Below are 24,289 nucleotides of genomic sequence, written 5' to 3'. Positions count from 1 at the left end.
TTGTGATTATTAATGGAAAGGCAGCCAATAAACAACAGTTCATTGGCTTTTTAGAAGAATAAGGATATAATGTATAAAAAATAGCAATGGAGTGAATTATTTGCCGTTATTATTTGGAACAGCCGGTGTCCCGCTTTCCGCTAAGGATCGATCCAGTGAAGGAGGGGTAAGACGTGTTCGCGAGCTAAATCTTGAGGCCATGGAATTAGAGTTTGTTCAAGGTGTTCGTATGGGCGAAGAAAAAGCAAAAAAAGTTGGAGCAGTTGCTAAAGTAGAGAACATCGCTTTGAGTTGTCATGCCCCTTACTATATAAATTTAAACTCCCGTGAACCGGACAAAATCTCAGCCAGCCGGGATCGAATAATACAGACCTCACGAATCGGCCAGATCATTGGTGTGCGGAGCGTTGTTTTTCATCCTGCCTTCAAACACGATGATTCTGATGAGGTAGTTCTTAAGCGTGTCATCAAAGAACTCTCCCTTGTCCGGGAGACTTTGGATGCCGAAGGAAATGATGTTATCCTGCGGCCGGAGACAACAGGCAAAGGAACTCAGCTGGGAGATCTTGCCGAAACCATTCAAATTGCCAAAGAGATTCCTGGGGTATTGCCTTGTATTGACTTCGGGCATCTCCACGCCCGGACAAACGGCAGGTACAACACCTATGACGAGTTTTGTGAGATCTTGGATATAACGGCTGAAGAATTGGGGGAACGCTGGGTTAGCAATGTGCATTTTCATATTTCCGGGATTGAGTATGGAATAAAAGGAGAGAAACGCCATCTGGCCCTGAAAGAATCCGACTTTCGTTATGAAGACTTACTCAGAGCATGCCGCAGTTATGGCGTGGAAGGTTTGGCGATTTCTGAAAGTCCTGTCTTAGAAGAGGATGCACTGTTTCTGCAGCAAACCTATCGAGCCCTGGGTTAATTGATTCCGAGAGGAGAAGATTGGGAGGAGAGATTATGAATTATTCTGCTGCTCATGAGCTTGCACTGAAAAAATTTCGGGCTTGCTCCTTAGAAGAAATGGCAAGCTGTTCAGGGTATACGCTGAAAAATAACGCTTTGCAGCTGGAATTTTTAGGACAGTCATATTTGCTGAATTACCCCAGCGGCAGCTTTGAGCCTTTGCAGCCTTCAGCCAGGGAACTGCCTGTCCCTACACAAATACTAATCCTTCACTATGTCACCAATCTGAGTGACATTCAAGAAGTTGGGCAGCTCATTTCCTATAAAGAGCTGCCGGGAGGCTCTATTTATATCAAACCCTTCACTGGACGAGCTATTGATCCACTGGTTCGGATTTTTGGCTCAGATCCGGACAGTCTTCTCAAAGTTGCGTCTCATTTAGGAGGATATTCCAACGGGCTGGGAGATGTGGGAATTACTTATAAGGTATTTTCCCGGGTTCCTCTTTCCTTGATTCTTTGGAGAGCGGACGATGAGTTTCCGGCTTCAGGAAATATTTTATTCGATGCCTCAGCTTCGGCAATATTACCGACGGAAGATTTTGCAGTTTTAGCCAGTACTGTGGTTTTTGGGTTTAAGGGCATTAAGGCCGCTCTGGATCAAGTTGTGAGCCTGCGGTGAGCAGTGAGACTATCAAGGTTAAGATGATCGATCATCTTGTCCTGACTGTGAGAGATGTGGATTCCAGTTGTGAGTTCTACTCCCAAGTCTTAGGAATGGACATAGTTTTCTTTGGGGAAGGGCGCAAGGCCTTAGCTTTCGGAGATCAGAAAATTAATCTCCATGAATTAGGCAAGGAGTTTGAACCAAAGGCACGAAAGCCAACCCCAGGGGCAGCTGACTTATGTTTTATAACTGAGGTTCCTCTAGGGGACGTTATCAAAAAATTAACCCGGAGAGGTCTGGCCATTGCCGCCGGACCGGTAAAGAGGGCCGGAGCCTGCGGGAATATTCTTTCTGTCTATCTTTATGATCCGGACGGCAATCTTATCGAGCTGGTAAACTATCTTTAAACTAAAAATTAAACAAATAACAGGCCCCCTAAAGCCGATGTTTAATCAGCCTTAGGGGGTCTGTTATTTATCAAAGGGCAGGAGGCTCCATGCCGAATTGCCCCCACTCTTCTCTGGAGGGTCCCATTATGCCGGGAACTTTAAGCCCCGCCTGCCGCATAAGTACCGTCATTTGGCCCCGGTGGTGAATTTGATGATGAATAAGAACGGTTAAGGTAGTGCCAATAGTCCATGATTCCCCGTACATATCCCGTTTTTCCAGAAGAGTTTGATCAGTCCACTGCTTTTTAACCTCTTCCCTAAGGGTTTGACTGATTGCCTGATAAGAATCGGCGATTGTGCTTGCTTTACTGGGAACGGGAGCTTCTTCGTCAATGCTTTGCATACTCAGACCCGTCTTGGCTATCATCTCAGGAATGGTTGCTGTGATGTGCCAGGCAATACGTCCTAAAGTACGATCATCCTCCGATACGGCCTGCTTTAAGGAATCATCGCTTAAAGCATTCAAAATTTTTAGGGTTGATTCCGATTCCGTTTCCCAGCATTGCAGAAATGCCTGCAAAGATGTAAACATAATTTCTCCTCCTAACAAGGTTTTTACCTTAATATTACCAGTCATGGATTATAAAGGTCAACAAGCTCAATGAATTAATCAATCCTTTGCAGATCACAATAAACCGAGGAGGAATGTTCAATGCATACGTTGTGGAAAGGATCCATTAGTTTTGGTTTAGTTAATGTACCCGTAAAAATGCATGCGGCTACCGATAGCCGGGATTTTCAGTTTAACTACTTGCATAAAGAGTGCAAACACCGAATCCGTTCGGTTAAGAAATGCCCAACTTGCGATATTGAGCTGGGTATGGATGATTTGGTGAAAGGCTATGAATATGAAAAAGACCGTTATGTGGTTTTAAGTGATGAGGACATAGCATCCTTGGAGCAGCCAATGAGTCGTTCCATTGATATATTGGATTTTATTAATCTGTCAGAAATTGATCCGATTTATTATCAAAAATCCTACTATCTTTCCCCTGAGGAAACGGCCTTAAAAGCCTATCGCTTGTTGACCCAATCTATGGAGGAAAGCGGTAAAGTGGCTTTGGCACGGGTTACTATGCGTTCTAAGCAGCATTTAGCCTGTCTGAGGGTTTTTGATAAATGTTTGGTTATGGAAACAATGTATTACCCTAAAGAGATCCGACACATGGATGTAGCTTGGGACCGGGTTGACCCAACGGAGGTGGAGCTGACCATGGCTCGTCAACTAATTGATAATTTGGCCCGTCCTTTTGAACCTGAAAAATATCATGATGAATTATATGAACAAACTACCCGTCTCATTGAAAGCAAAATTGCCGGGGAAACGTATACCGCAGAGGCTCCGGTCAAAGGTGGAAAAGTGGTCGACCTTATGGAAGCTTTGCGGGCAAGTATTGCGTTAACGGAAAATGAGAAAGATTCAATGAGTTCCGGCCAAACTCAGGTTTTAGAGGCTGGGTCTGGAGGCAATCCCACAGATAAACCAAAATCCACTTTGACTCCCCGAAAACGGGCCCCTCGCCGTGCTAAGGAAGCATAGGCATAGAAAAAACCAAAACAATGGCAGATAGTTACGTGCCTGTCCGACAAAGCTGGTTACTATTTGGCATAAATCTTGGCAAAACGACATTATTCTGCGCAGGAGAAAAGCTTGTTTATCCCGAAAAGGAGGGCAAGGGGGCGCAGGTTATGGGTCTGGAAGAAGAAAAAATCGTCAGAGCAGCCTTTCGTACGATTAAAGGCGTGGGAAGTCAGAGATTAAGATTGTTAATCGCCTGCTTCGGCAGTGCAGTTAAAGCATGGGAAGCTTCAGCCAGCCAATATTGGCCTTGGGAGAATCAGGAGCCATGGATCAGAGAAGTGGAGAAGGCCAGGCATTTTATTGAGCCAAAACGGATAGGAGACATTCTGAACCAACAAGGATTCCGGATGATTATTCCCGAGGAACGAGACTATCCTGCTTTATTGGCTGAATTGTCCGCTGCCCCGCCTTTGCTTTATTATCAGGGGCAATTGCGTAGGGATGCCGAGGGCTTGGGGATTGTTGGTTCTCGGAAGGCAACGGCCTACGGCAAAGCCGTTGCTAAAATGCTCGCCCGGGATGCCTCAGAGAAAGGAGCTGTCATTATCAGCGGTCTGGCACGAGGAATTGACACGGCTGCTCATCAAGGTGCCCTGGAAGCAGGAGGAATTACCTGGGCTGTTCTTGGTTGTGGTCTGGATATGGTGTACCCCAAGGAAAATAAGGGTTTGGCAGAAGAAATTGTGAAAACAGGTGCCTTAATAACGGAATACCCACCGGGGTCTCCCCCCCAGGCAGCTCATTTTCCTGCTCGCAACCGGCTTATTAGCGGCTGCTCACGAGGGATTGTGGTTGTAGAAGCTGCTGAGAGAAGCGGTGCTTTAATTACTGTGGATTTCGCTTTAGAGCAAGGCAGAGAAGTATTTGCTGTTCCAGGACCAATTTTCAGTGAGGCAAGCAGGGGTACCCACCAATTGCTGCGTCAAGGAGCAAAATTAGTGGCGGGAATCGAAGATATCTGCAGTGAGTTGCCTGTCTGGACCCAGTATAAGGGGCGATTGTCTCAATTTCGCCCAGCCGTCCACGCCAGAACTAAAGAGTGTGGGGATTCAAAGGGGGAACATGAGTCTATTCTGGGGCAGCTTAGTGATATACCCATGCATATTGACCAAATTATTATGAACTCTAATAAGTCTTCGGCGGATATTTCCTTAGCCTTATTAGAGCTGCAACTAAGTGGAAAAGTTCTTCAATTGCCCGGTCAACATTATGTATTAGCGCGAGAACCCTAGACATACTACGAAAAAGAGGTTAAGATAGGGCTTAAGTTTTCTAATACGCAATAGAATCATATTGACTGTACTGAGAACCCATGAATTTGGATATAAGTGTAATAGAGGAAGCAGAAGCTTAACTCTCATATCTAGAGAATAGATGTTCATAACCTTAGAATTCAGCCTCGAGATAAGAGTTATTTTTTGAGTTTTCTATGTTTTATTGAGGTGAAATAATGTCAAAAACGCTTGTAATTGTTGAGTCTCCAGCTAAAGCAAAATCCATCAGCAAATTTTTAGGAAGCCGGTATACGGTTAAAGCCTCGATGGGGCATTTGCGTGACTTGCCCAAAAGTCAAATGGGGGTCGATTTAGAAAATGATTTTGAACCGAAATATATTGCTATTCGCGGACGGGGAGATTTGATTAAGGAATTACGCGCTGCAGCTAAAAGTGCAGACCGGGTATTCTTAGCCTCAGACCCTGATCGCGAGGGAGAAGCTATTGCCTGGCATTTATCATATCTGTTAGGGCTTGAACAGACGGATAAAATTAGGATCGAGTTTCATGAGATTACCAAACAGGCTATCCAAACGGCCATCAAGCATTCCCGCCATATCGACCAGGATCGGGTGGATGCTCAGCAAGCCCGCCGGGTTTTAGATCGTTTAGTTGGCTATCAATTAAGCCCCCTGCTGTGGAGGAAGATCAAAAAGGGCCTAAGTGCCGGCCGGGTTCAATCCGTTGCCGTTCGTCTCATTGATGACCGGGAAGAGGAGATACGGGCCTTTGTTTCTGAAGAATACTGGAGTCTAACGGCAGAACTTCAATTTGCCGGCGGTAAGTTTCTGGCAAAGCTCGTTAAAAAGTCCGGCAAAAAGATCTCTATTTCCAACCGAACAGAAATGGAGACCGTCTTAGAGGAGTTAAAAGGCAAAGAATTCAAAGTCAGCGATGTTCGTACCAAAGAAAAGAAAAGGCTCCCTGCGCCTCCCTTTACCACCAGCAGTTTGCAGCAGGAAGCTCACCGCAAACTGGGGTTTTCCCCTAAGAGGACAATGATGCTGGCTCAGCAGCTTTATGAAGGGCTGGATTTGGGCAAAGAAGGTACCGTTGGTTTGATTACATATATGCGCACAGATTCTGTGAAGATTGCTGATATTGCCCAAACTGAGGCTAAGGAATGGATTCTCGGAAACTATGGCGGGGATTACTATCCGCCGGAACCTCGGCAGTTCACCACCAAGGGCAGAGCGCAAGAGGCTCATGAAGCTATTCGCCCCACCTTGCCCCTGCGCACGCCGGATGCCTTAAAAGGAATCTTGTCGAGAGATCAGCTGCGCTTATACCGTTTAATTTGGGAACGTTTTATGGCTAGTCAGATGAGTGTTGCCGTTGTAGATACCTTGACCGTTGAATCCCTTGTTGATGAGTATCTCTTCCGGGCCAATGCTTCTACCGTCCGCTTTCCGGGGTTCTTGGCGATATATGAAGAAGGAAATGATGATACGGAAGCGAAGGATGAAGAGCAGAATTCATTGACAATATCCGTGTCTCCCGGTGAACAGCTTAAACTGATTAAACTTCAGGAAAAACAACATTTTACCGAACCCCCTCCGCGCTACACTGAGGCCTCTCTTGTGCGCAAGATGGAAGAGGAAGGTATCGGCAGACCGAGTACCTATGCGCCGACTATTGAAACCATTCAAACAAGAGGGTATGTGGTCAAAGAAGAAAAGCAGCTCCTGCTTACGGAACTGGGAGATATCGTCATTACCCTGCTTAAGGAACATTTCCCGGATATTGTAAATTTGGAGTTCACAGCCAATTTGGAAGAAAAGCTGGACCTTATTGAAGAGGGAAAAGCTCCCTGGAAAGCTGTGGTCGAAGAATATTACCAGCCGTTTTCCGTGACCTTGGCTGAGGCTGAAGAAAAAATCGGCAAAGTTAAAATTGAGGATCAGGTTTCGGAGGAAATATGTGAGAACTGCGGCCGGAATATGGTCATCAAAATGGGTCGCTATGGTAAATTCTTAGCATGCCCGGGCTTTCCAGAATGCCGCAATACCAAACCTCTCTTTGAAGAAGTAGGTACCCCTTGTCCTAATTGTTCTAAACCTCTGGTGGTCCGCCGCTCTAAGAAAGGGCGAAAGTTTTATGGCTGCTTAGGTTATCCGGAGTGTGATTTTGTTTCTTGGGAAATGCCGGCACCGGAGCCTTGTCCGGAGTGTGGGCAATTGATGGTGGTTAAGTCCACCAAACGCCAGAAGAAGCATGTATGCACTAACCGGGAATGCCGTCACACTATCGTGATTGAGGAAGAAGGTTAAATCGAGAAGGTCAGGAGAGTAGCATAATGATGGAGCATTCAGTAACAGTTATCGGAGCTGGCCTCGCGGGCTCAGAGGCTGCTTGGCAGCTGGCCGAGCGCGGTGTTAAAGTAGAATTATTTGAAATGCGGCCGGTCAAAACCACCCCTGCTCACAAAACAGATCAATTTGCCGAACTAGTTTGCAGCAATTCCCTGCGGGGAGCCGGTATTGAAAATGCTGTTGGTTTATTAAAAGAAGAGATGCGCCGCCTGGGGTCATTGATCATGAGTGCGGCTGATCATAACGCGGTTCCCGCCGGCGGTGCTTTAGCTGTCGATCGGGAACTGTTTTCGAGTGAAATCACAAAACGGTTGTCAGGACATCCTAATGTCTGCATCCATCGTCAGGAAGTGGAGAAAATTCCCGATGGATTAACGGTGGTGGCCAGCGGCCCTTTGACCTCAGATTGTTTGGCAGAGGCTATTCAAAGGCTGACGGGAGAGGAAGCCTTATCTTTTTACGATGCCGCCGCCCCCATAGTCACTCTGGAATCCATTGATTTGAATAAGGCTTTTTGGGCTTCCCGCTATGATAAAGGGGACGCGGATTACCTGAATTGTCCCATGACCAGGGAAGAATATGAACTGTTTCATAAAGCGCTGACTGAGGCTGAAATGGCTGATGTACAAGGGTTCGAGCAGGGCAAGGTTTTTGAAGGCTGTCTGCCTGTTGAGGTTATGGCTAAGCGCGGACCACAGACCTTAACCTTTGGTCCTTTGAAACCGGTAGGGCTGGTGGATCCCAGAACAGGGAAAAAGTCTTTTGCTGTAGTACAGCTGCGCAAAGAAAACCAAACTGGTACCCTATTTAACTTGGTGGGATTTCAAACCCATTTAAAATGGGGAGAACAGAAGCGAGTCTTTTCTTTAATTCCGGGTCTGGATAAGGCTGAGTTTGTGCGCTACGGTGTAATGCATCGCAATACCTTTCTCAATGCCCCCAAAGTACTTAAGGCAGATTTCAGCCTGAGAAATAACCCTGATCTTTTTTTTGCCGGCCAAATGACCGGGGTAGAAGGTTATGTTGAATCTGCAGCCAGCGGCTTGTTGGCCGGACTTAATGCCTGGCGCAGGCTTCAGCGGCAGAGTACTTTAGTCTTTCCGCCTGAAACGACTCTGGGAGGTTTAGCCCGTCATTTAGAGGGTTCTCCCAGTCAGAGTTTTCAGCCTATGAATATTAACTTTGGCTTATTGCCTCCTCTGGCAGTGCGCATTAAAGACAAACGCTTAAAGAATACCAAGATTTCGGAACGCGCCTTAGAGTCTTTACAAGAATTTTGTGGGCGAGAGGGTGTGAGCAGGCAGCCATGCTCATAGATGAAGCTTTAAGTCTATTTGTGGGGCATCAATATTCCCAAAATCGCTCGGAGCATACAGTGATTGCCTATCAAACGGATCTTAATCAGTTTTTTCGATTTGCAGCCTCGGAGTTAAATCAAGAACCCGAATTCCTCCAAGTTCAGGAAATTGACCTTTACATTGTCCGCAGCTTCTTGGGTACTTTGTCGGAGCATGGGCTGGCTAGAAAAAGCATGGCCCGTAAACTGGCTGCGTTGCGATCCTTTTTTAAATTTTTGTGTCATAAAGAAATCATTTCCGAGAATCCAGTTCAGCGGGTGGCCAGTCCGAAATTGGGACGAAAACTCCCGCATTTTCTGTACTTGGACCAAGTCTGGGGGCTTCTAAATGCCCCGGACGAGTCGGATTTATTGGGTTGCCGGGATAAAGTGATTTTAGAGCTTCTATATGGTTCGGGACTCAGGGTGAGTGAATTAGTAAGCTTAAATCGAGATAATATAGATATAGACAGTGGAATTCTGCGAGTGATGGGGAAAGGTCAAAAGGAACGAGTAGTTCCCATGACCCATTATGCTATTCAAGCTATTAAAACCTACCTGACAAGGCGCGGGGATCAAAGCCCGGTGCTGCTCCTCAATTATCAAGGAACTCGCTTATCCGAACGGTCCGTTCGCCGTATTTTGGATAAACTGGTCGCTAAGATAAGTTTAGAACAACATGTACATCCTCATATGCTGCGTCATTCCTTTGCCACTCACTTATTGGATGGGGGAGCAGATTTAAGGAGTGTTCAGGAGCTGCTTGGGCATAAGAAGCTGTCATCTACTCAAGTCTATACCCATTTGACCCGGGAACGTCTCAAAGAAGTATTTTCCCAAGCGCATCCCCGTGCTAAAGCCCGGAATATCAAGAAAAAGAGATAAGTTTTCACAAAAAAATGTAAATTACCTACAATTCGGCTTGACATGCTGATTGTGCCCTAGTAAACTTTATGAAAGGAGGGGTTGATTATGTTTCACGCCACAACCATTGTCGCTGTTAAGAAAGGGGAACAAGTAGCTATCGCGGGTGACGGTCAGGTCACGATGGGTCAGGCGACCATTATGAAACATACGGCCCGCAAAGTTCGTCGCTTATATCATGGAAAGGTCATTGCAGGGTTTGCCGGATCCGTAGCGGATGCGTTTACTCTTTTTGATAAATTTGAGCAAAAACTCGAAGAATATCATGGCAATCTTCAGCGTTCGGCCGTAGAGTTGGCTAAGGAATGGCGGATGGATAAAATGCTGAGGAACCTTGAAGCTTTACTTCTAGTTGCAGATACACAAAACTTACTGATTGTATCGGGCTCAGGTGAAGTGATTGAACCCGACGATGGGATAGCAGCCATTGGCTCAGGCGGTAATTATGCTTTAGCCGCGGCAAGAGCCTTGGCTCAGCACTCAAATTTGCCTACACCAGAAATTGTACGGGAAGCAATGATGATAGCAGCCTCAATATGCGTGTATACTAATGAGCAAATTATCGTCGAAGAGCTATAGGAGGTGTGACTATGGATCATTTAACTCCGCGGGAAATTGTCCATGAATTAGATCAATATATTATTGGACAAAATACAGCAAAACGAGCGGTTGCAGTGGCTTTGCGCAATCGTTACCGGCGTTCACGCTTACCGGAACAGCTGCAAGAAGAAGTGATACCTAAAAACATATTAATGATAGGACCAACAGGCGTTGGTAAAACCGAGATAGCTCGTCGTTTGGCCAGGCTGGTCAGAGCTCCTTTCATTAAGGTGGAAGCAACCAAGTTTACGGAAGTTGGCTATGTAGGCAGGGATGTAGAATCCATTATCAGGGATTTGGTGGAGATATCTTTGCGTATGGTTAAAGCGGAACGTATGGATCAGGTTCAGGCTCAAGCAGCTGTGAATGCCGAAAAACGCTTGCTGGAGCTGCTGGTTCCTGTAAAAAAACGTGCCGATAATTCTTCAAGCAACCCCTTTCAAATGCTCTTTGGGCAGACAGCTCATGAAGAAAAAGAACAGGCAGTATCTCCGGAAATTGAAAAAGAACGCAAAATTATCAAAGAACATTTAGAGCTTGGAGAATTAGAAGAGAAAGTTATCAACATAACCGTCGAAGAAAGTATGCCTCTTTCGGATATGCTGGGCAACAATAACATGATGGAAATGGGCATGAACCTTCAGGATATGATGTCGGGAATGCTTCCCAAGAAACATAAAAATCGAAAAGTTTCGGTTCGGGAAGCCCGCAAAATTTTGATTCAGGAAGAAGCTCAAAACTTGATTGATCATGATGAAGCCGTACAGGAGGCCATTCGCAGGACAGAACAAGAGGGAATTGTTTTCTTGGATGAGGTTGATAAGATTGCCGGACGAGAAAATGCTAGCGGCGCCGATGTTTCGCGAGGTGGAGTTCAGCGTGACATTCTGCCGATTGTTGAGGGATCGACCATTGTTACCAAGTATGGTCCGGTAAAAACCGACCATATCTTATTTATTGCTGCAGGAGCTTTTCATGTCAGCAAGCCATCAGATCTTATCCCTGAGCTACAAGGGAGATTTCCCATTCGAGTGGAACTTGACTCTCTAAGTGTCGCAGATTTCAAACGTATTCTGACGGAGCCCCAATCCTCGCTGATTAAACAATACAGCGCTTTATTGGGAACTGAAGGGATAAACGTTGATTTTACAGAGAATGCTATTGATGAACTGGCAGAAGTGGCTTATAAAGTCAATTCAACTACTGAAAATATTGGAGCGCGAAGGCTCCATACCATTGTGGAAAAGGTACTTGAAGAACTATCCTTTGAGGCCTCTGAGCTGCCGGAGGATTACACGGTAACCATCAACAAGGAGTATGTTGAACATCGCTTGGGTGATGTGGTGAAAAATCAGGATTTAGCTAGGTATATTTTGTAGAAAATGCACATGCTCATAAGCATGTTAAGGAGGAAAAAAATATGGAAACGAAGTCAACATTGTTAGAAAAAACGAGAACGATAAATAAGTTAATTCAACGAGCTGCCGGAAATCCTGTTGATTTTGAGGAAATGGCAAAAGTACTTGGGCAAGCAGTAACAGCTAACTGTTACATTGTGGGACGCCGGGGTAAAATTTTAGGTTATAGTTTCATGGAAGGCTTCGATTGCGGAGTTATGGAGGATATTGTTGTTCACACAGAACGGTTTCCGGAGAGTTACAATGAAGGTTTGATGAAAATTACAGGTACCATTACCAACACCACACAAGTGGCTAATGGCTGTGTTTTCAGCAACGAACCTTGCAGTTTCACCAACAAGCTTACCACAACGGTACCTATTTTAGGCGGCGGTGAACGAGTAGGAACCTTGGTTTTAGCTAAATATGATGTGGAATTTGATGAAGATGATCTCATATTGGCAGAATATGGAGCAACCGTTGTTGGTATGGAGATTCTTCGTGTAAAAGCAGAGCGTGCAGAAGAAGAAGCACGCAAAAAAGCTGCCGTTCAAATTGCAGTAGGAACCTTGTCCTATTCTGAGCTTGAAGCGGTAGAGCATATCTTTGCTGAATTGGGCGGCGGAGAAGGACTGCTGGTAGCCAGCAAAATTGCCGATCGAGTAGGAATTACACGTTCCGTTATCGTCAATGCCCTGAGAAAGTTTGAATCCGCAGGAGTGATTGAATCCAAGTCTTTAGGAATGAAAGGAACCTATATAAGAGTTCTGAACGACTATTTGCTGGACGAATTGGAAAAGCACACGAAACACATGAAATAAGACATGATAACTGATAGCACAGGTTTCGTTATTTCTTTCTGAGCTCAGGAGGTATTATGATGGAAGAACATGATTATGTCTACCAACTGAAATCCCTCGTCGTCCCCGGCCTTGTGTTTCTAATTCTCTATCCCTTGGTTATTGGGGGAGTGCATGCTTTCAGCAAGCTGCCGACTCTCGAACTAAGAATTCTCATTGGCATCTATGTGGTTTCAGGATTAGGCATCCTAGCTCTCTGGATTATCGGAAAGAGTAAACGAATTGTCATGAATGGTCAGCAAATCATCTTTTCCTCCCTGTTGGGCGAACATATTCTAGAACCCAAAGATATTCGGCGAGTAGCCATTTATTTTGATGATAAAGGACAGGAAATTGCTCAGATTCGGACAGGCAAAGACTCATTTTATGTCAGTGAGCTTTATTTTCCCTTCCCTGAGCTGATGAGTGATTTGGAAATTTTTATTCAACAGTACGAAATACGTTCCAACATACCCAGGTATGCCAATTAGCCTTGCCATGCTTAAGGTGATGTACATATTTCGTTGCAAAGCTGTTAAGAATATGCTAATCTAGTAGCAGTGTGATTTAACGACACACGCAGTGGGATGAAAGCGCCGGTTCTTTGCCGGGAGGCAAGGGGCGCTTTGAGATGAACCTGCGGAGGAAAAAACAAAAAGAAAGCAGGTAGAACAATGGCAGTTATTTCAATGAAACAATTACTAGAAGCAGGTGTTCATTTTGGACACCAAACCCGTCGCTGGAACCCCAAAATGGCACGCTATATCTTTACTGAGCGCAACGGAATTTATATCATCGATTTGCAAAAGACTGTTAAAAAAGTTGATGAAGCCTATAATTTCGTTCGCAATCTGGCTACTGAAGGTGGTACTATGCTTTTTGTAGGTACCAAGAAGCAAGCTCAGGAGTCCGTCAAAGAAGAGGCATCGCGCTGCGGAATGTACTATGTTAATGAGCGCTGGCTGGGCGGAATGCTTACTAACTTCCAAACCATTCAAAAGCGGGTTGAGCGCTTACATGTCTTAGAGCGCATGGAAGCAGAAGGTGTTTTTGATGTTCTTACTAAAAAAGAAGTTTCTTCATTACGTCATGAAATGGAAAAACTGGAACGCTTCTTAGGCGGCATTAAGAACATGAAAAAACTTCCCGATGCATTATTCATTGTCGATCCACGTAAAGAAAGAATCGCTGTGGCTGAAGCACGCCGTTTGAATATTCCTATCGTAGCAATCGTCGATACAAACTGTGACCCTGATGAAATTGACGTAGTTATTCCGGCTAATGACGATGCCATCCGTGCCGTTAAGCTGTTAACGGGCAAAATGGCTGATGCTATTATTGAAGGACAACAAGGCAGCGAGGAAGCTGAAGAAGAGGCTGAAGAAGCAGTCGAAGCGTAAATAGCATCAAAATTGTAGCGAGGTGCGAGGGTTAACCTTGTACTTCGCACATTTTCTATCTTTATACTTATTTTCATGAACATTTCTTACTTATAGAGCATCTCGACTAAGATGTATCGAATATTTAGGAGGTTTTAAACATGGCAGAGGTAACTGCGGCTCTGGTCAAGGAATTGAGAGAGAGAACCGGAGCAGGCATGATGGATTGTAAAAAGGCACTAACGGAATGCAGCGGTGAAATGGAGAAAGCTTGTGACTATCTTCGTGAGAAAGGTCTTGCTGCTGCAGCCAAAAAGGGTGCTCGTATTGCCGCAGAAGGATTAATTGAGTCTTATATTCATGGCGGCGGACGAATCGGAGTATTACTGGAAGTTAACTGTGAAACAGACTTCGTCGCTCGCGGCGATGAATTCAAAGCGTTGGTTCGTGATATAGGCATGCATATCGCTGCAGCAAACCCACAATACTTAACGAGGGAAGAAGTTCCTGTTGACGTTCTTCAACATGAAAGAGATATTCTCAAGGCTCAAGCTCTTAATGAAGGGAAACCTGAGAAAATCATTGAGAAAATGGTTGAAGGCCGGATTGAAAAATTCTACAAAGAAGTATGTTTATTAGAACAGCCTTTTGTCAAAGATCCAGATATGAGTATTGAAGCTCTTGTTTTGGATAAAACAGCAAAGATTGGCGAACGCATTGTAATTCGCCGGTTCACTCGTTATGAGCTAGGTGCTGGTATCGAAAAACGGCAAGATGATTTTGCTGCAGAAGTTATGAAAGAACTGAATCGATAGTACCTAACAACAAACTAGAGAACACCCCGGTGTTCTCTTTTTGGAATGTAAGGATGTTCAAGGATAGAATTATATTAATGGAGGTTAATCCATGGAAAAACCACGGTATAGACGAGTTGTCCTAAAAATAAGTGGGGAAGCCCTTGCAGGTAATCAAGGATTTGGCCTTCAACATGATATGCTTGTTTCTGTTGCAGAGCAGGTCGCTGAAATTCGGGATATGGGAATTGAGGTTAGCCTTGTTGTTGGCGGAGGAAACCTCTGGCGTGGCATTACTGGCAGTGCTCAGGGAATGGATCGTTCTCAAGCGGATTATATGGGGATGCTGGCAACCGTTATGAACGCTTTGGCTTTACAGGATGCCTTGGAAAAAGCAGGATCGGATACTCGCGTTTTATCAGCTATTGAAATGCGGCAGGTTGCTGAGCCTTATATTCGCCGGCGGGCTATTCGGCACCTGGAAAAGGGACGTATTGTAATTTTTGCTGCAGGAACCGGCAATCCATATTTCTCCACAGATACTACAGCCGCATTGCGAGCGGCTGAGATCGAAGCAGAAGTTATTCTCATGGCTAAACGGGTGGATGGAGTTTATGATTCCGATCCCCTAGTTAACCCGAATGCTCAGAGATTTGAAAGCTTAAGCTATTTAGATGTCCTTAGCCGGGGTTTGGGAGTTATGGATTCCACTGCGACTTCCCTTTGTATGGATAATAATATACCAGTCATAGTTTTTGATCTGACCAAACCTGGCAATATTCGTCGAGTTGTTATGGGAGAATCAATTGGAACGTATGTTGGGAGGGATAGTTAATGATTTCTGAAGTGATTAAGGATGCGGATGAGCGGATGCATAAAGGGGTTGATGCCCTGCGCAGAGAATATGCTACCATCCGTGCAGGCCGTGCCAATCCAAGTGTCTTAGACAAGGTGATGGTAGATTATTATGGTGCTCCTACCCCGGTTAATCAGCTGGCCAATATATCAACGCCTGAAGCAAGAATGCTAGTAATTCAGCCGTGGGATAAGTCTGTTCTTCCATCCATTGAGAAAGCTATCATGAAATCAGATCTGGGGCTTAATCCGTCAAGCGATGGAAATGTTATTCGTCTCGTTATTCCCCAGCTTACCTCAGAGCGAAGAACAGAACTGGTCAAGACAATTAAGAAAAAAGCGGAGGAAGCGCGGGTAGCGGTACGAAATATTCGCCGTGATGTCAATGACCAATTGAAGAAATTAGAGAAGGATCACGAGGCTTCTGAAGATGAAGTTAAGCGTGCCCAAGAAGAAGTTCAAAAAATGACAGATAAAGTAATTAAAGAAATTGAACGCGTTATGGAGACCAAGGAAAGCGAAATTATCGAAGTATGATTCGTAATTGGCTCGGTCGTGAGTGGAATGAGGTTAAACCTCAGATTAAACAATTGGCTAAACCTTACGCTTTCCAAATTACCCAGCCTCATGGTAATATAGAAACATGGGGAAACTATCGAGTTGTCCGAGTGAGAGAGTTTGATGACCGCTTGGACATTGTATTAGCGCAGGAAAATTTTTCGCGAAGAAGTTGACCCCCTAATTGCTAAGGGGGTCTTAATCGTACACTCAAAAATACAACTGTGATGTTTATACTCGATGTTCGTAGTTCGATATTCGTAGTTCGATAACGTCGAATAGTCGTGTAATGTGCTGTCTCGAACATCAAACCACGAATATCGAACATCGAAAATGAGGTGTAAATGATGTGGCTCAAGGCCTGGAAACAAAAAAAGATGGATTTGCTGGATCAAATTGTGCCGGAACGACTTCCTCGCCATATCGCCATTATCATGGATGGGAATGGTCGGTGGGCTAAAAAGCGTGCCTTGCCTCGTTCTATGGGACATCGGGCAGGAGTCGAGGCCTTACGGAAAGTGGTCAAGACTTGTTCAAATTTAGGAATTAAGGTATTGACAGTCTATGCATTTTCTACAGAAAATTGGAGCCGGCCCAAAGATGAAGTAGGGTTTCTCATGACGTTGCTTACAGAATACTTGAGAAAAGAGCTTCAGGAACTTCATGAGAATGATGTGGTCATACGGGCCATTGGCGGGCTTCAAGATCTGCCTAAAGAGGCTCAGCGAGAGTTAAACAACTCCATTGAACGTACTCAGAATAATACGGGACTTATTCTTAACATTGCATTAAATTATGGCGGCCGCTATGAGATTATTAATGCTGTTAAGAAAATAAGCGGGGATGTTTTGAGTGGAAAACAACAAATTGATGCGATTGATGAAGAATGCTTTAGTAATGCGCTTTTTACGCGGGGGTTGCCGGATCCTGATTTAATGATTCGGACTTCTGGTGAAATGAGGTTAAGCAACTTTTTGCTTTGGCAGCTGGCCTATACGGAAATTGTAGTTATTGATGAGCTTTGGCCGGACTTTGGGGAAAAAGCACTGCTTGATGCGATTATTGCGTTCCAGAAGAGGGATCGTCGATTTGGTGGAATACATACAGATTGAGGATAACAGATGTTAAAAAGAACATTAAGTGCATTGATTGGTGCCCCAATATTTTTAGGTTTAGTCTATTTAGGGGGACCTTATACAGCTTTCTTGGTGGCTGTATTATCACTGCTGGCTTTGCTTGAATTTTTACAAATCGGTAAACAGATAGGACTAGTGACTTGGCCAGTCCTAACTGTTCTGGTAACCATCCTTTGGCTGACTAGTTTGTTCACAGAAAGGGAAGAATGGATGTTGTCAGCACTGCTTTTCTGGTTTGTGATTTGTCTTGGCCGGCTTGCTCTTACATATCCAAATGCATCCCTATCGGAGGCAAATTTTAATTTGTTGGCTGTTGTTTATTCAGTCGTTTTGCTTTCCCATCTCTATTTACTACGGCAACGTCCTCAAGGAATAGAGTGGACTTTCCTCACAATCTTTTTGGTATGGGCGACAGATACCGGTGCATATCTTATAGGGAGGCAATTTGGCCGGCATCTTTTGGCTCCTCATGTAAGCCCCAAGAAAACAGTGGAGGGTTCCATTGGCGGACTGATATTCAGTATGGCGGTAGCAGTCGTCTGGTGGCGGTTCATGGGCGGTACATCTTTGCTAACATACATAATACTGGCAACGGTGATAGGAATCAGCGGTCAGATTGGAGATCTGTTTGAATCAGCCTTAAAACGCAGTGCGGGGGTAAAAGATTCCGGCAAACTTATTCCAGGTCATGGCGGGATCTTAGATCGTTTTGATAGTCTTATCTTTGCGCTCCCATTAGTATACTATGGAGTGATATTACTGTCTTGAGGTGAAGGTATTGAGTATACAGAAACACCCGCTATGGTCTAATATTAACCGGCTGGCCATTGTCACGAGTCTTTTAATCCTTCTTAAATTGTTCACGTATTTTTTTGAAAAATTTTTGCCTGTATTCGGTAATGTAATCAGTGAGTTGTTCAGTGCTTTTCTGCCCTTCATTATTGCTCTGATCATTGCCTTTTTGCTGGAACCCCTGCTTGTTCGGGTCATGGGAACCATAAGGATTCGCCGCTCATATGCAGCTGTGCTCACATTGCTTTTGGCGATTGCAGGAGTAAGCCTTTTTATATTTTTAATCGTGGCCCGTCTCTATACCGAATTGTCAGAGTTGGCTGTAAAACTCCCTAATTATGGATATTTGGTAGACCTGGTGACAAAGCAAGTTGATACTGCTGAAAAGTTTGTCAAGGTTAATCCTCAAATCCAAGACACGCTGTTCACATCTACGGAAACTATTGCTCGTACTCTTCAGGATTGGGCAAAATCCGGCAGTACCTTATTGCTTTCATTACTGACCGCTTTGCCGCGAGTTTTTATTGTTATTGTAGTTTCTATTGTAGCTACTTTGTTGATAAGCTCAAGCTATCCTGATGTGAAACGATTTATAGCTAAGTTGTTTCCCGGACGTTTCCACGTAAGTGCACAAGCAATTAGTGCGGACTTGGGCGCTGCTGTAGTGGGATATATACGGGCACAGGCTATTTTAGTCTCTGTGACGGCTCTTTCGACCATTGCCGGACTGTTAATTATGGGCAACCGTTATGCTGTTACTTTAGGGGTGGCTGCCGGACTTTTGGACATTGTTCCAATTGTCGGAACAGGGATTCTCTTTGTCCCTTGGATTGTGGGACTGTTCATTATGGGCTTATTTGGAGAAGGCTTAAAGCTGCTGTTGATGTGGATTATTACGGTGACAGTTCGACAGTTTTTAGAACCCAGGATATTTGCCAAGGGAATTGGGATTCACCCATTGCCTACACTTATATCTATGTATGTAGGGCTCCATCTGATTGGAGGGTTTGGTCTGATTCTGGGACCTGCCTGTGTCATTTGCTATGAAGCAGTACGGAGAGTCAATGTTTTCGGACCGCCTAAAGATTAAGGTCATTATCAATAGAAAATCAACCAAAGATAAAATATCAGCTTTATAGAGCAGGAAGAGATGAACAGCTTGAAAACTCTCACTCTATTAGGATCAACAGGGTCCATTGGACGTCAAACACTGGATGTTGTACGTCACGCTGAAGGCTGCCTTAAAATCCATGCCTTGGGGGCAGGGAAAAATGTTCGGCTAATGGAAGAACAGGCGCGTTTGTTTCGCCCGGCGGTCGCTGTGATGATGGACGAGACTGCTGCCCGTGAGCTACGGGAGCGGTTGAAGGATCTGCCCATTAAGGTAGACCAAGGTATGGAAGGTATTATTAATTCTGTAACTGCTGAAGAGGTGGATACGGTTGTTACTGCCTTGTCAGGCAGAGTAGGACTTGAGCCCACTCTTGAGGCCATTAAAGCCGGAAAAACTATCGCATTGGCTAATAAAGAAACCTTGGTGGCCGGCGGAGATTTAGTCATGTCTTCGGCCCAAGCCATGAATTGCAAAATACTCCCCGTTGACAGTGAACACTCGGCCATTTTTCAGTGTTTGGAAGAGAACCCGGAAACAATTGAGCGTATTATTTTAACAGCATCCGGGGGTCCTTTTTTCGGCTGGAGTAAGGAAAGGTTAGAAAGTGTTACCCTAGAAAATGCTCTCCGTCATCCTAATTGGGAGATGGGCGCGAAAATTACTATTGATTCTTCGACGATGATGAATAAAGGTCTTGAAGTCATTGAAGCGCATCATTTATTTAATGTGGCGTATGATGGGATAGAGGTTCTTATTCATCCCCAAAGTGTCGTACACTCTATGGTGGAATATTATGATGGCTCAGTCTTGGCTCAGTTAGGCAGACCGGATATGCGCTTGCCCATTCAATATGCCTTAAGTTACCCGACACGCTGGAAGAATCCTTTTGAGCGTCTGGACCTCAGAGGAAAAACCTTAACCTTTCATGAACCTGATTTTGAGGCTTTTCCAGCCCTAGCCTTAGCCTATCAAGCTGGAAGACGAGGAGGAACCCTGCCGGCGGCGATGAATGCTGCCAATGAAGTAGCAGTCTCAGCATTTCTGCAAAGAAAAGTTTCTTATTTGGGCATAATAGATATTGTTGGAGAAGTATGTGCTGAACATAAGGTTTTAGACAGCATGGATTTGGACAGCATACTCGATGCAGACAGTTGGGCACGTCACCGGGCCGAAGAGCTTATATTAACTTAAGGTAACTATGATGTTCGAACCACGAATCTCGAGCCAACGAACATCGATAAAGGGGGGGGTAAAGTGTTAACGACACTCGCCATTGTTTTTGTTTTTGGAAGTATGGTAATGATTCATGAATTCGGACATTATATTGTGGCAAAATGGATTGGAGTCAAGGTTATAGAATTCAGTTTTGGTTTTGGTCCCAAAATTTTAGGTTATCAAGGGAAAGAAACATTATATGCTTGGCGCCTTATTCCTTTAGGAGGATTTGTCAAGCTTTACGGTATGGATGCGGAAGCGGATGAGCAAGGAAACGCTGTCATAGCGTCGAAAACAGATCCGAGAAGTTTTTTGAATAAGCCTGTTTGGCAGCGTATGGCTGCCATTGCCGCAGGACCGATTATGAATTTTGTATTGGCTATTATCATGTTTGTCAGCGTGTTTGCCTATCTTGGGATACCAACCCAAAGTAATGTGGTTGGCTCTTTAGTTAAGGGAAAACCAGCTGCCATTTCTGGAATTGAGCCAGGAGATAGGATAATCGCGGTGAACAAGGAGTTAACACCAGATTGGGCTCGTTTGACAGAAGTCATTCATTCTAAACCAAATCAAATTTTGAGTTTAACGATTGAACGAGCGAACGATAAGCAACGCCAAACCATATCTATTAAGACAGAAAAAGATGCTCAAACAGGGAATGGGATGATCGGAATAGCGCCAGTGGAAGAAGTCATTTATGTGCATGCGTCAATTCTTGAGGCAACCCGTGTGGGAATTCAACGTTCTGTAGATTTTACAAAGCTGATTGTAGTTTCTTTGGTGCAAATGATCACAGGAAAAATCCCCGCCGATGTAGGCGGACCGATTATGATTGCTCAGGTTATCGGCGAAGGGGCTAAGGAAGGATTTTCTAATTTACTTGGTCTGACAGGGGTTCTGAGCATTCAATTGGGCCTCATAAATTTGTTTCCTATTCCTGCCTTGGATGGAAGCAGATTGGTGTTTTTATTGATTGAAGGATTAAGAGGCAAACCACTGAATCCCGAGAAGGAAAATATGATTCATTTAGTAGGCTTTGTATTGCTTATGGGCTTAATGCTTGCCGTCACTTATAAAGACATAGTGCGCTTGTTTGTAAAAGCCGGTTAATATACAGGGGGTACAAATTTGTGTTACAGAGAAAGTTGACCAAAGCGGTGCAGGTTGGATCTGTAACCGTTGGAGGCGGGAATCCGATCGTCGTGCAATCCATGACGAACACGGATACTCGTGATATTGACAGTACACTTGCGCAAATTCACGCTTTGGCAAAAGTGGGCTGTGAAATTGTGAGATTAGCTGTTTTAGATGAAGATGCCGCCAATGCTCTTCATCAAATAACTATAGCGAGTCCGCTCCCCGTCATTGCCGATATTCATTTTGATTATCGTTTAGCCATCAAGGCAGTAGAACAAGGTATTCATGGACTGAGATTAAATCCCGGCAATATTGGCGCCCGTTGGAAAGTTCAAGAGGTTGTGCGTGCCGTCAGAGAAAAGGAGTTACCGATTCGAATTGGAGTCAATGCCGGTTCCTTGGAAAAGGAACTTTTAGAAAAGTACGGCGGGCCTACAGTTGAAGGGATGGTGGAAAGCGCTCTAGGACATATTCATCTGCTTGAAGAAGAGGGCTACGATAAAATGAAAGTTTCCCTGAAAGCCTCTTCCGTTCCTCTCATGCTGGAAGCTTATCGCAGAATCCATCACCTTATAGATTACCCCTTGCATTTAGGGGTAACTGAAGCGGGAACAGTCCGTTCAGGTGTTGTCAAATCGGCTATAGGTATTGGGACTCTTCTAGCTGAAGGAATTGGAGATACCTTGCGTGTGTCTCTTACCGGCGACCCAGTGCGGGAAATTCCCGTTGCCCTAGAAATATTGCATGTCCTTGGTTTACGGCAGCGCAGTGTAGAGTTAATCAGCTGTCCCACATGTGGCCGTACCCAGGTTGACTTAGCAGACTTGGCAGAAAAAGTGGAAGAACGGTTAGCTGAGCTGCCGCCCTTGGACAAGCCTTTAAAAGTCGCTGTCATGGGATGTGCGGTTAATGGACCTGGGGAAGCACGAGAAGCTGATTATGGGATTGCCGGAGGAAAAGGCATGGGGCTGTTATTTCGCAAAGGTCAAATTATTGCCCGCCTTCCAGAGGCGGAATTACTCGAAGCGCTTCTCCGGGAAATTGAGGAGTATGTATTGGCGCATCAGATAATTATTGAAGAGTAAACCTTCTTCTTCTACATCTGAGCAGAATAGACAACTAAGAAAAGTAATAAACGATATTTGGAAAGGAATGGACATCATGCTTGTCAGTCAATTATTAAATCCGACACTCCGAGAGGTTCCAGCTGAAGCAGAAGTTATCAGCCATCAATTGATGGTGCGTGCCGGTCTGATTCGAAAATCAGCCTCTGGCTTATACACCTTTTTACCGTTGGGGCTGCGAGTGTTAAGAAAGATCGAAACCATTGTCCGGGAGGAAATGGACGCTAAAGGCGGGCAGGAAGTGTTAATGCCTATCATGCAGCCTGCTGAATTGTGGAAAGAGAGTGGGCGCTGGGATGTGTACGGTGCTGAGCTATTCCGATTAAAAGACCGCCATAATCGCGAATTCTGCTTAGGACCAACTCATGAAGAAATTATCACGGACCTTGTGCGGGGTGAAATCCGCTCTTATAAACAGTTGCCTATGCTTCTATACCAAATTCAAAATAAATACCGGGATGAGAGACGTCCTCGTTTTGGCTTAATGCGCGGACGTGAATTCATTATGAAAGATCTCTATTCTTTTGACCGTGATGAGGCTGGGCTGCATGAAAGTTACCAAAAAATGTACGATGCCTATTGCAGAATCTTTGCCCGTTGTGGTTTGAGTTTTCGCCCTGTAGAAGCGGATGCCGGAGCAATCGGCGGTACCGGCGGTACCCACGAGTTTATGGTACTCGCGGATTCAGGAGAGAATTCGGTGGTCTATTGCTCAGGGTGTGATTATGCGGCCAATACCGAAAAATCTGAGTGCCGGCCTCAAGCTGTTGAAGATGAATCTCCTCAAGGGCAGCGGAAGCTGGTGCCTACCCCCGGTGTCAAAACTATCGAGAGTCTAAGTGAATTTTTGGCAGTACCCAAGACTGCCTTAGTAAAATCTCTGCTTTATCAAGGGGATGACAAAATCTTCTTGGTCTTGGTACGCGGGGACCGTACCCTTAATGAAATTAAACTGAACAACGCTTTAGGCGGATTCGTTTCTCTTCAGCTGGCTTCACCTGAGTTAGTTAAGGAAATTTTAGGTTGTGAACCAGGTTCCGTGGGCCCGGTCGATACACCGGCAGGCCTAATGGTCGTGGCAGACGAAGAAGTCCCTTTAATGAAGAGGGCTGTATGTGGTGCAAATCAGGCAGACCACCATTACACCGATGTTGTTCCCAGCCGGGATTTCCGTATTGATCAAGTTCTCGACTTGCGAATGGTGGAACCAGGTGAAGCTTGTCTCAAATGTGGTGCTCCCCTTAAAGAGGCTAGAGGAATCGAAGTAGGACAGGTCTTTAAATTAGGGACTAAATACAGCAAAGCATTAGGAGCTAATTTCTTAGACGAAAACGGCGTGGAACGAAGCTGTGTCATGGGCTGTTATGGAGTTGGTGTAAGCAGAACCATGGCGGCTGCCATAGAGCAAAATAATGATGAGTTTGGAATTATTTGGCCTATGCCTATTGCTCCTTATCAGGTTATTATCGTGCCAACCAGTAACAAAGATGCTCTCGTTGTTGAAACAGCGGATAAACTTTATCAAGAGCTGCAACGGCTGGGAGTTGAAGTTGTCCTTGATGACCGGGATGAACGTGCCGGTGTGAAATTTAAAGACGCTGATTTGGTTGGATATCCCATAAGAGTGACCTTGGGCAGCAAAACCCTTGCTAATGGCCAGGTTGAACTGAAAGAGCGAAAATCCGGGGAAACTCATTTAATAAACATTGAAGACCTTTCTCATCAGGTTAAAGAAATGGTTAAGAAAGCTCTAAAGTGTTAGTTTTATGATTCTTCCTCTGATATTGAAAGAATCATTGATTGTACTTTTTTCATTTGGACCTCCAGACAATAGAATTTGCTATTGATTATTGATTATTGATTATTGATTATTGATTATTGATTATTGATTATT

General features: G+C 44.7%; 25 protein-coding genes. 24 read left to right on the top strand and 1 reads right to left on the bottom strand.

Annotation, left to right across the window (positions count from 1 at the left end; translation table 11 throughout):
- The first annotated feature begins 100 nt into the window (after window positions 1–100).
- Genes DESOR_RS22370 through DESOR_RS22360 form a run of 3 tightly spaced genes read left to right on the top strand, consistent with a single transcriptional unit; the run spans window position 101 to window position 1,985 of the window.
- Window positions 101–931 (top strand): TIM barrel protein, encoded by an 831-nt coding sequence (locus DESOR_RS22370; RefSeq protein WP_014186872.1) that lies wholly within the window; start codon window positions 101–103, stop codon window positions 929–931.
- Between the two features lie 35 nt (window positions 932–966).
- Window positions 967–1,593, top strand: a complete 627-nt coding sequence (locus DESOR_RS22365) for a DUF3786 domain-containing protein (protein ID WP_014186871.1) — start codon at window positions 967–969, stop codon at window positions 1,591–1,593.
- A gap of 23 nt (window positions 1,594–1,616) precedes the next feature.
- Window positions 1,617–1,985, top strand: a complete 369-nt coding sequence (locus DESOR_RS22360; RefSeq protein ID WP_042332647.1) for a VOC family protein — start codon at window positions 1,617–1,619, stop codon at window positions 1,983–1,985.
- Window positions 1,986–2,055: 70 nt separating this feature from the next.
- Here the strand turns inward: DESOR_RS22360 and DESOR_RS22355 are convergent, their stop codons facing one another.
- Window positions 2,056–2,559: a DinB family protein gene (locus tag DESOR_RS22355; protein ID WP_014186869.1), complete on the bottom strand. Its 504-nt coding sequence runs from the start codon at window positions 2,557–2,559 to the stop codon at window positions 2,056–2,058.
- 120 nt (window positions 2,560–2,679) lie between these two features.
- Between DESOR_RS22355 and ku the strand changes: the two genes are divergently transcribed.
- From ku to DESOR_RS22250, 21 genes are all read left to right on the top strand, one after another.
- Complete coding sequence (ku, locus tag DESOR_RS22350; protein ID WP_014186868.1) at window positions 2,680–3,567, top strand: non-homologous end joining protein Ku; 888 nt, start codon at window positions 2,680–2,682, stop codon at window positions 3,565–3,567.
- 149 nt (window positions 3,568–3,716) lie between these two features.
- Window positions 3,717–4,841, top strand: a complete 1,125-nt coding sequence (gene dprA / locus DESOR_RS22345) for a DNA-processing protein DprA (protein ID WP_014186867.1) — start codon at window positions 3,717–3,719, stop codon at window positions 4,839–4,841.
- Window positions 4,842–5,059: 218 nt separating this feature from the next.
- The gene (gene topA / locus DESOR_RS22340; RefSeq protein WP_014186866.1) at window positions 5,060–7,153 is read left to right on the top strand and encodes a type I DNA topoisomerase; all 2,094 of its coding nucleotides are present in this window, start codon (window positions 5,060–5,062) and stop codon (window positions 7,151–7,153) included.
- 29 nt (window positions 7,154–7,182) lie between these two features.
- Window positions 7,183–8,511: a methylenetetrahydrofolate--tRNA-(uracil(54)-C(5))-methyltransferase (FADH(2)-oxidizing) TrmFO gene (trmFO, locus tag DESOR_RS22335; protein ID WP_042332645.1), complete on the top strand. Its 1,329-nt coding sequence runs from the start codon at window positions 7,183–7,185 to the stop codon at window positions 8,509–8,511.
- Entirely contained in the window at window positions 8,502–9,416 is a 915-nt protein-coding gene (xerC, locus tag DESOR_RS22330) for a tyrosine recombinase XerC (RefSeq protein ID WP_014186864.1), read from the top strand. The genes trmFO and xerC overlap by 10 nt, the downstream gene beginning before the upstream one ends.
- Before the next feature lie 87 nt (window positions 9,417–9,503).
- Window positions 9,504–10,034 carry an ATP-dependent protease subunit HslV gene (gene hslV, locus DESOR_RS22325; protein ID WP_014186863.1) on the top strand — a complete coding sequence of 177 codons (531 nt, stop codon included), beginning with the start codon at window positions 9,504–9,506 and terminating at the stop codon, window positions 10,032–10,034.
- An 11-nt stretch (window positions 10,035–10,045) separates the two neighbouring features.
- The gene (gene hslU / locus DESOR_RS22320) at window positions 10,046–11,434 is read left to right on the top strand and encodes an ATP-dependent protease ATPase subunit HslU (protein ID WP_014186862.1); all 1,389 of its coding nucleotides are present in this window, start codon (window positions 10,046–10,048) and stop codon (window positions 11,432–11,434) included.
- Between the two features lie 41 nt (window positions 11,435–11,475).
- A complete protein-coding gene (gene codY / locus DESOR_RS22315) occupies window positions 11,476–12,273 on the top strand; it encodes a GTP-sensing pleiotropic transcriptional regulator CodY (protein ID WP_014186861.1) in 798 nt (265 codons plus the stop codon).
- A 56-nt stretch (window positions 12,274–12,329) separates the two neighbouring features.
- Window positions 12,330–12,782, top strand: a complete 453-nt coding sequence (locus DESOR_RS22310) for a hypothetical protein (RefSeq protein ID WP_242832388.1) — start codon at window positions 12,330–12,332, stop codon at window positions 12,780–12,782.
- 183 nt (window positions 12,783–12,965) lie between these two features.
- On the top strand, window positions 12,966–13,691 hold the full coding sequence (gene rpsB / locus DESOR_RS22305; RefSeq protein ID WP_014186859.1) for a 30S ribosomal protein S2: 726 nt from the start codon (window positions 12,966–12,968) through the stop codon (window positions 13,689–13,691).
- Between the two features lie 140 nt (window positions 13,692–13,831).
- Entirely contained in the window at window positions 13,832–14,485 is a 654-nt protein-coding gene (tsf, locus tag DESOR_RS22300; protein WP_014186858.1) for a translation elongation factor Ts, read from the top strand.
- A 91-nt stretch (window positions 14,486–14,576) separates the two neighbouring features.
- Window positions 14,577–15,299, top strand: a complete 723-nt coding sequence (gene pyrH, locus DESOR_RS22295; RefSeq protein WP_014186857.1) for a UMP kinase — start codon at window positions 14,577–14,579, stop codon at window positions 15,297–15,299.
- The gene (frr, locus tag DESOR_RS22290; protein ID WP_014186856.1) at window positions 15,299–15,856 is read left to right on the top strand and encodes a ribosome recycling factor; all 558 of its coding nucleotides are present in this window, start codon (window positions 15,299–15,301) and stop codon (window positions 15,854–15,856) included. Before pyrH ends, frr begins: the two co-directional genes overlap by 1 nt.
- Window positions 15,853–16,053 (top strand): hypothetical protein, encoded by a 201-nt coding sequence (locus DESOR_RS22285; RefSeq protein WP_014186855.1) that lies wholly within the window; start codon window positions 15,853–15,855, stop codon window positions 16,051–16,053. Before frr ends, DESOR_RS22285 begins: the two co-directional genes overlap by 4 nt.
- Window positions 16,054–16,224: 171 nt before the next feature.
- Window positions 16,225–16,989 carry an undecaprenyl pyrophosphate synthase gene (gene uppS / locus DESOR_RS22280; protein ID WP_014186854.1) on the top strand — a complete coding sequence of 255 codons (765 nt, stop codon included), beginning with the start codon at window positions 16,225–16,227 and terminating at the stop codon, window positions 16,987–16,989.
- Between the two features lie 9 nt (window positions 16,990–16,998).
- On the top strand, window positions 16,999–17,781 hold the full coding sequence (locus tag DESOR_RS22275; protein ID WP_014186853.1) for a phosphatidate cytidylyltransferase: 783 nt from the start codon (window positions 16,999–17,001) through the stop codon (window positions 17,779–17,781).
- Window positions 17,782–17,791: 10 nt separating this feature from the next.
- Complete coding sequence (ytvI, locus tag DESOR_RS22270) at window positions 17,792–18,895, top strand: sporulation integral membrane protein YtvI (RefSeq protein WP_014186852.1); 1,104 nt, start codon at window positions 17,792–17,794, stop codon at window positions 18,893–18,895.
- A 69-nt stretch (window positions 18,896–18,964) separates the two neighbouring features.
- Complete coding sequence (locus DESOR_RS22265) at window positions 18,965–20,110, top strand: 1-deoxy-D-xylulose-5-phosphate reductoisomerase (RefSeq protein ID WP_042332642.1); 1,146 nt, start codon at window positions 18,965–18,967, stop codon at window positions 20,108–20,110.
- A 63-nt stretch (window positions 20,111–20,173) separates the two neighbouring features.
- Window positions 20,174–21,244 (top strand): RIP metalloprotease RseP, encoded by a 1,071-nt coding sequence (rseP, locus tag DESOR_RS22260; protein ID WP_014186850.1) that lies wholly within the window; start codon window positions 20,174–20,176, stop codon window positions 21,242–21,244.
- Window positions 21,245–21,264: 20 nt separating this feature from the next.
- Window positions 21,265–22,356, top strand: a complete 1,092-nt coding sequence (gene ispG, locus DESOR_RS22255; RefSeq protein ID WP_014186849.1) for a flavodoxin-dependent (E)-4-hydroxy-3-methylbut-2-enyl-diphosphate synthase — start codon at window positions 21,265–21,267, stop codon at window positions 22,354–22,356.
- Between the two features lie 76 nt (window positions 22,357–22,432).
- A complete protein-coding gene (locus DESOR_RS22250) occupies window positions 22,433–24,157 on the top strand; it encodes a proline--tRNA ligase (protein WP_014186848.1) in 1,725 nt (574 codons plus the stop codon).
- Window positions 24,158–24,289 lie beyond the last annotated feature (132 nt).

This window comes from Desulfosporosinus orientis DSM 765, assembly GCF_000235605.1.
GTDB lineage: Bacteria > Bacillota > Desulfitobacteriia > Desulfitobacteriales > Desulfitobacteriaceae > Desulfosporosinus > Desulfosporosinus orientis.
This window is presented reverse-complemented; position numbering and strand designations above follow the sequence as displayed.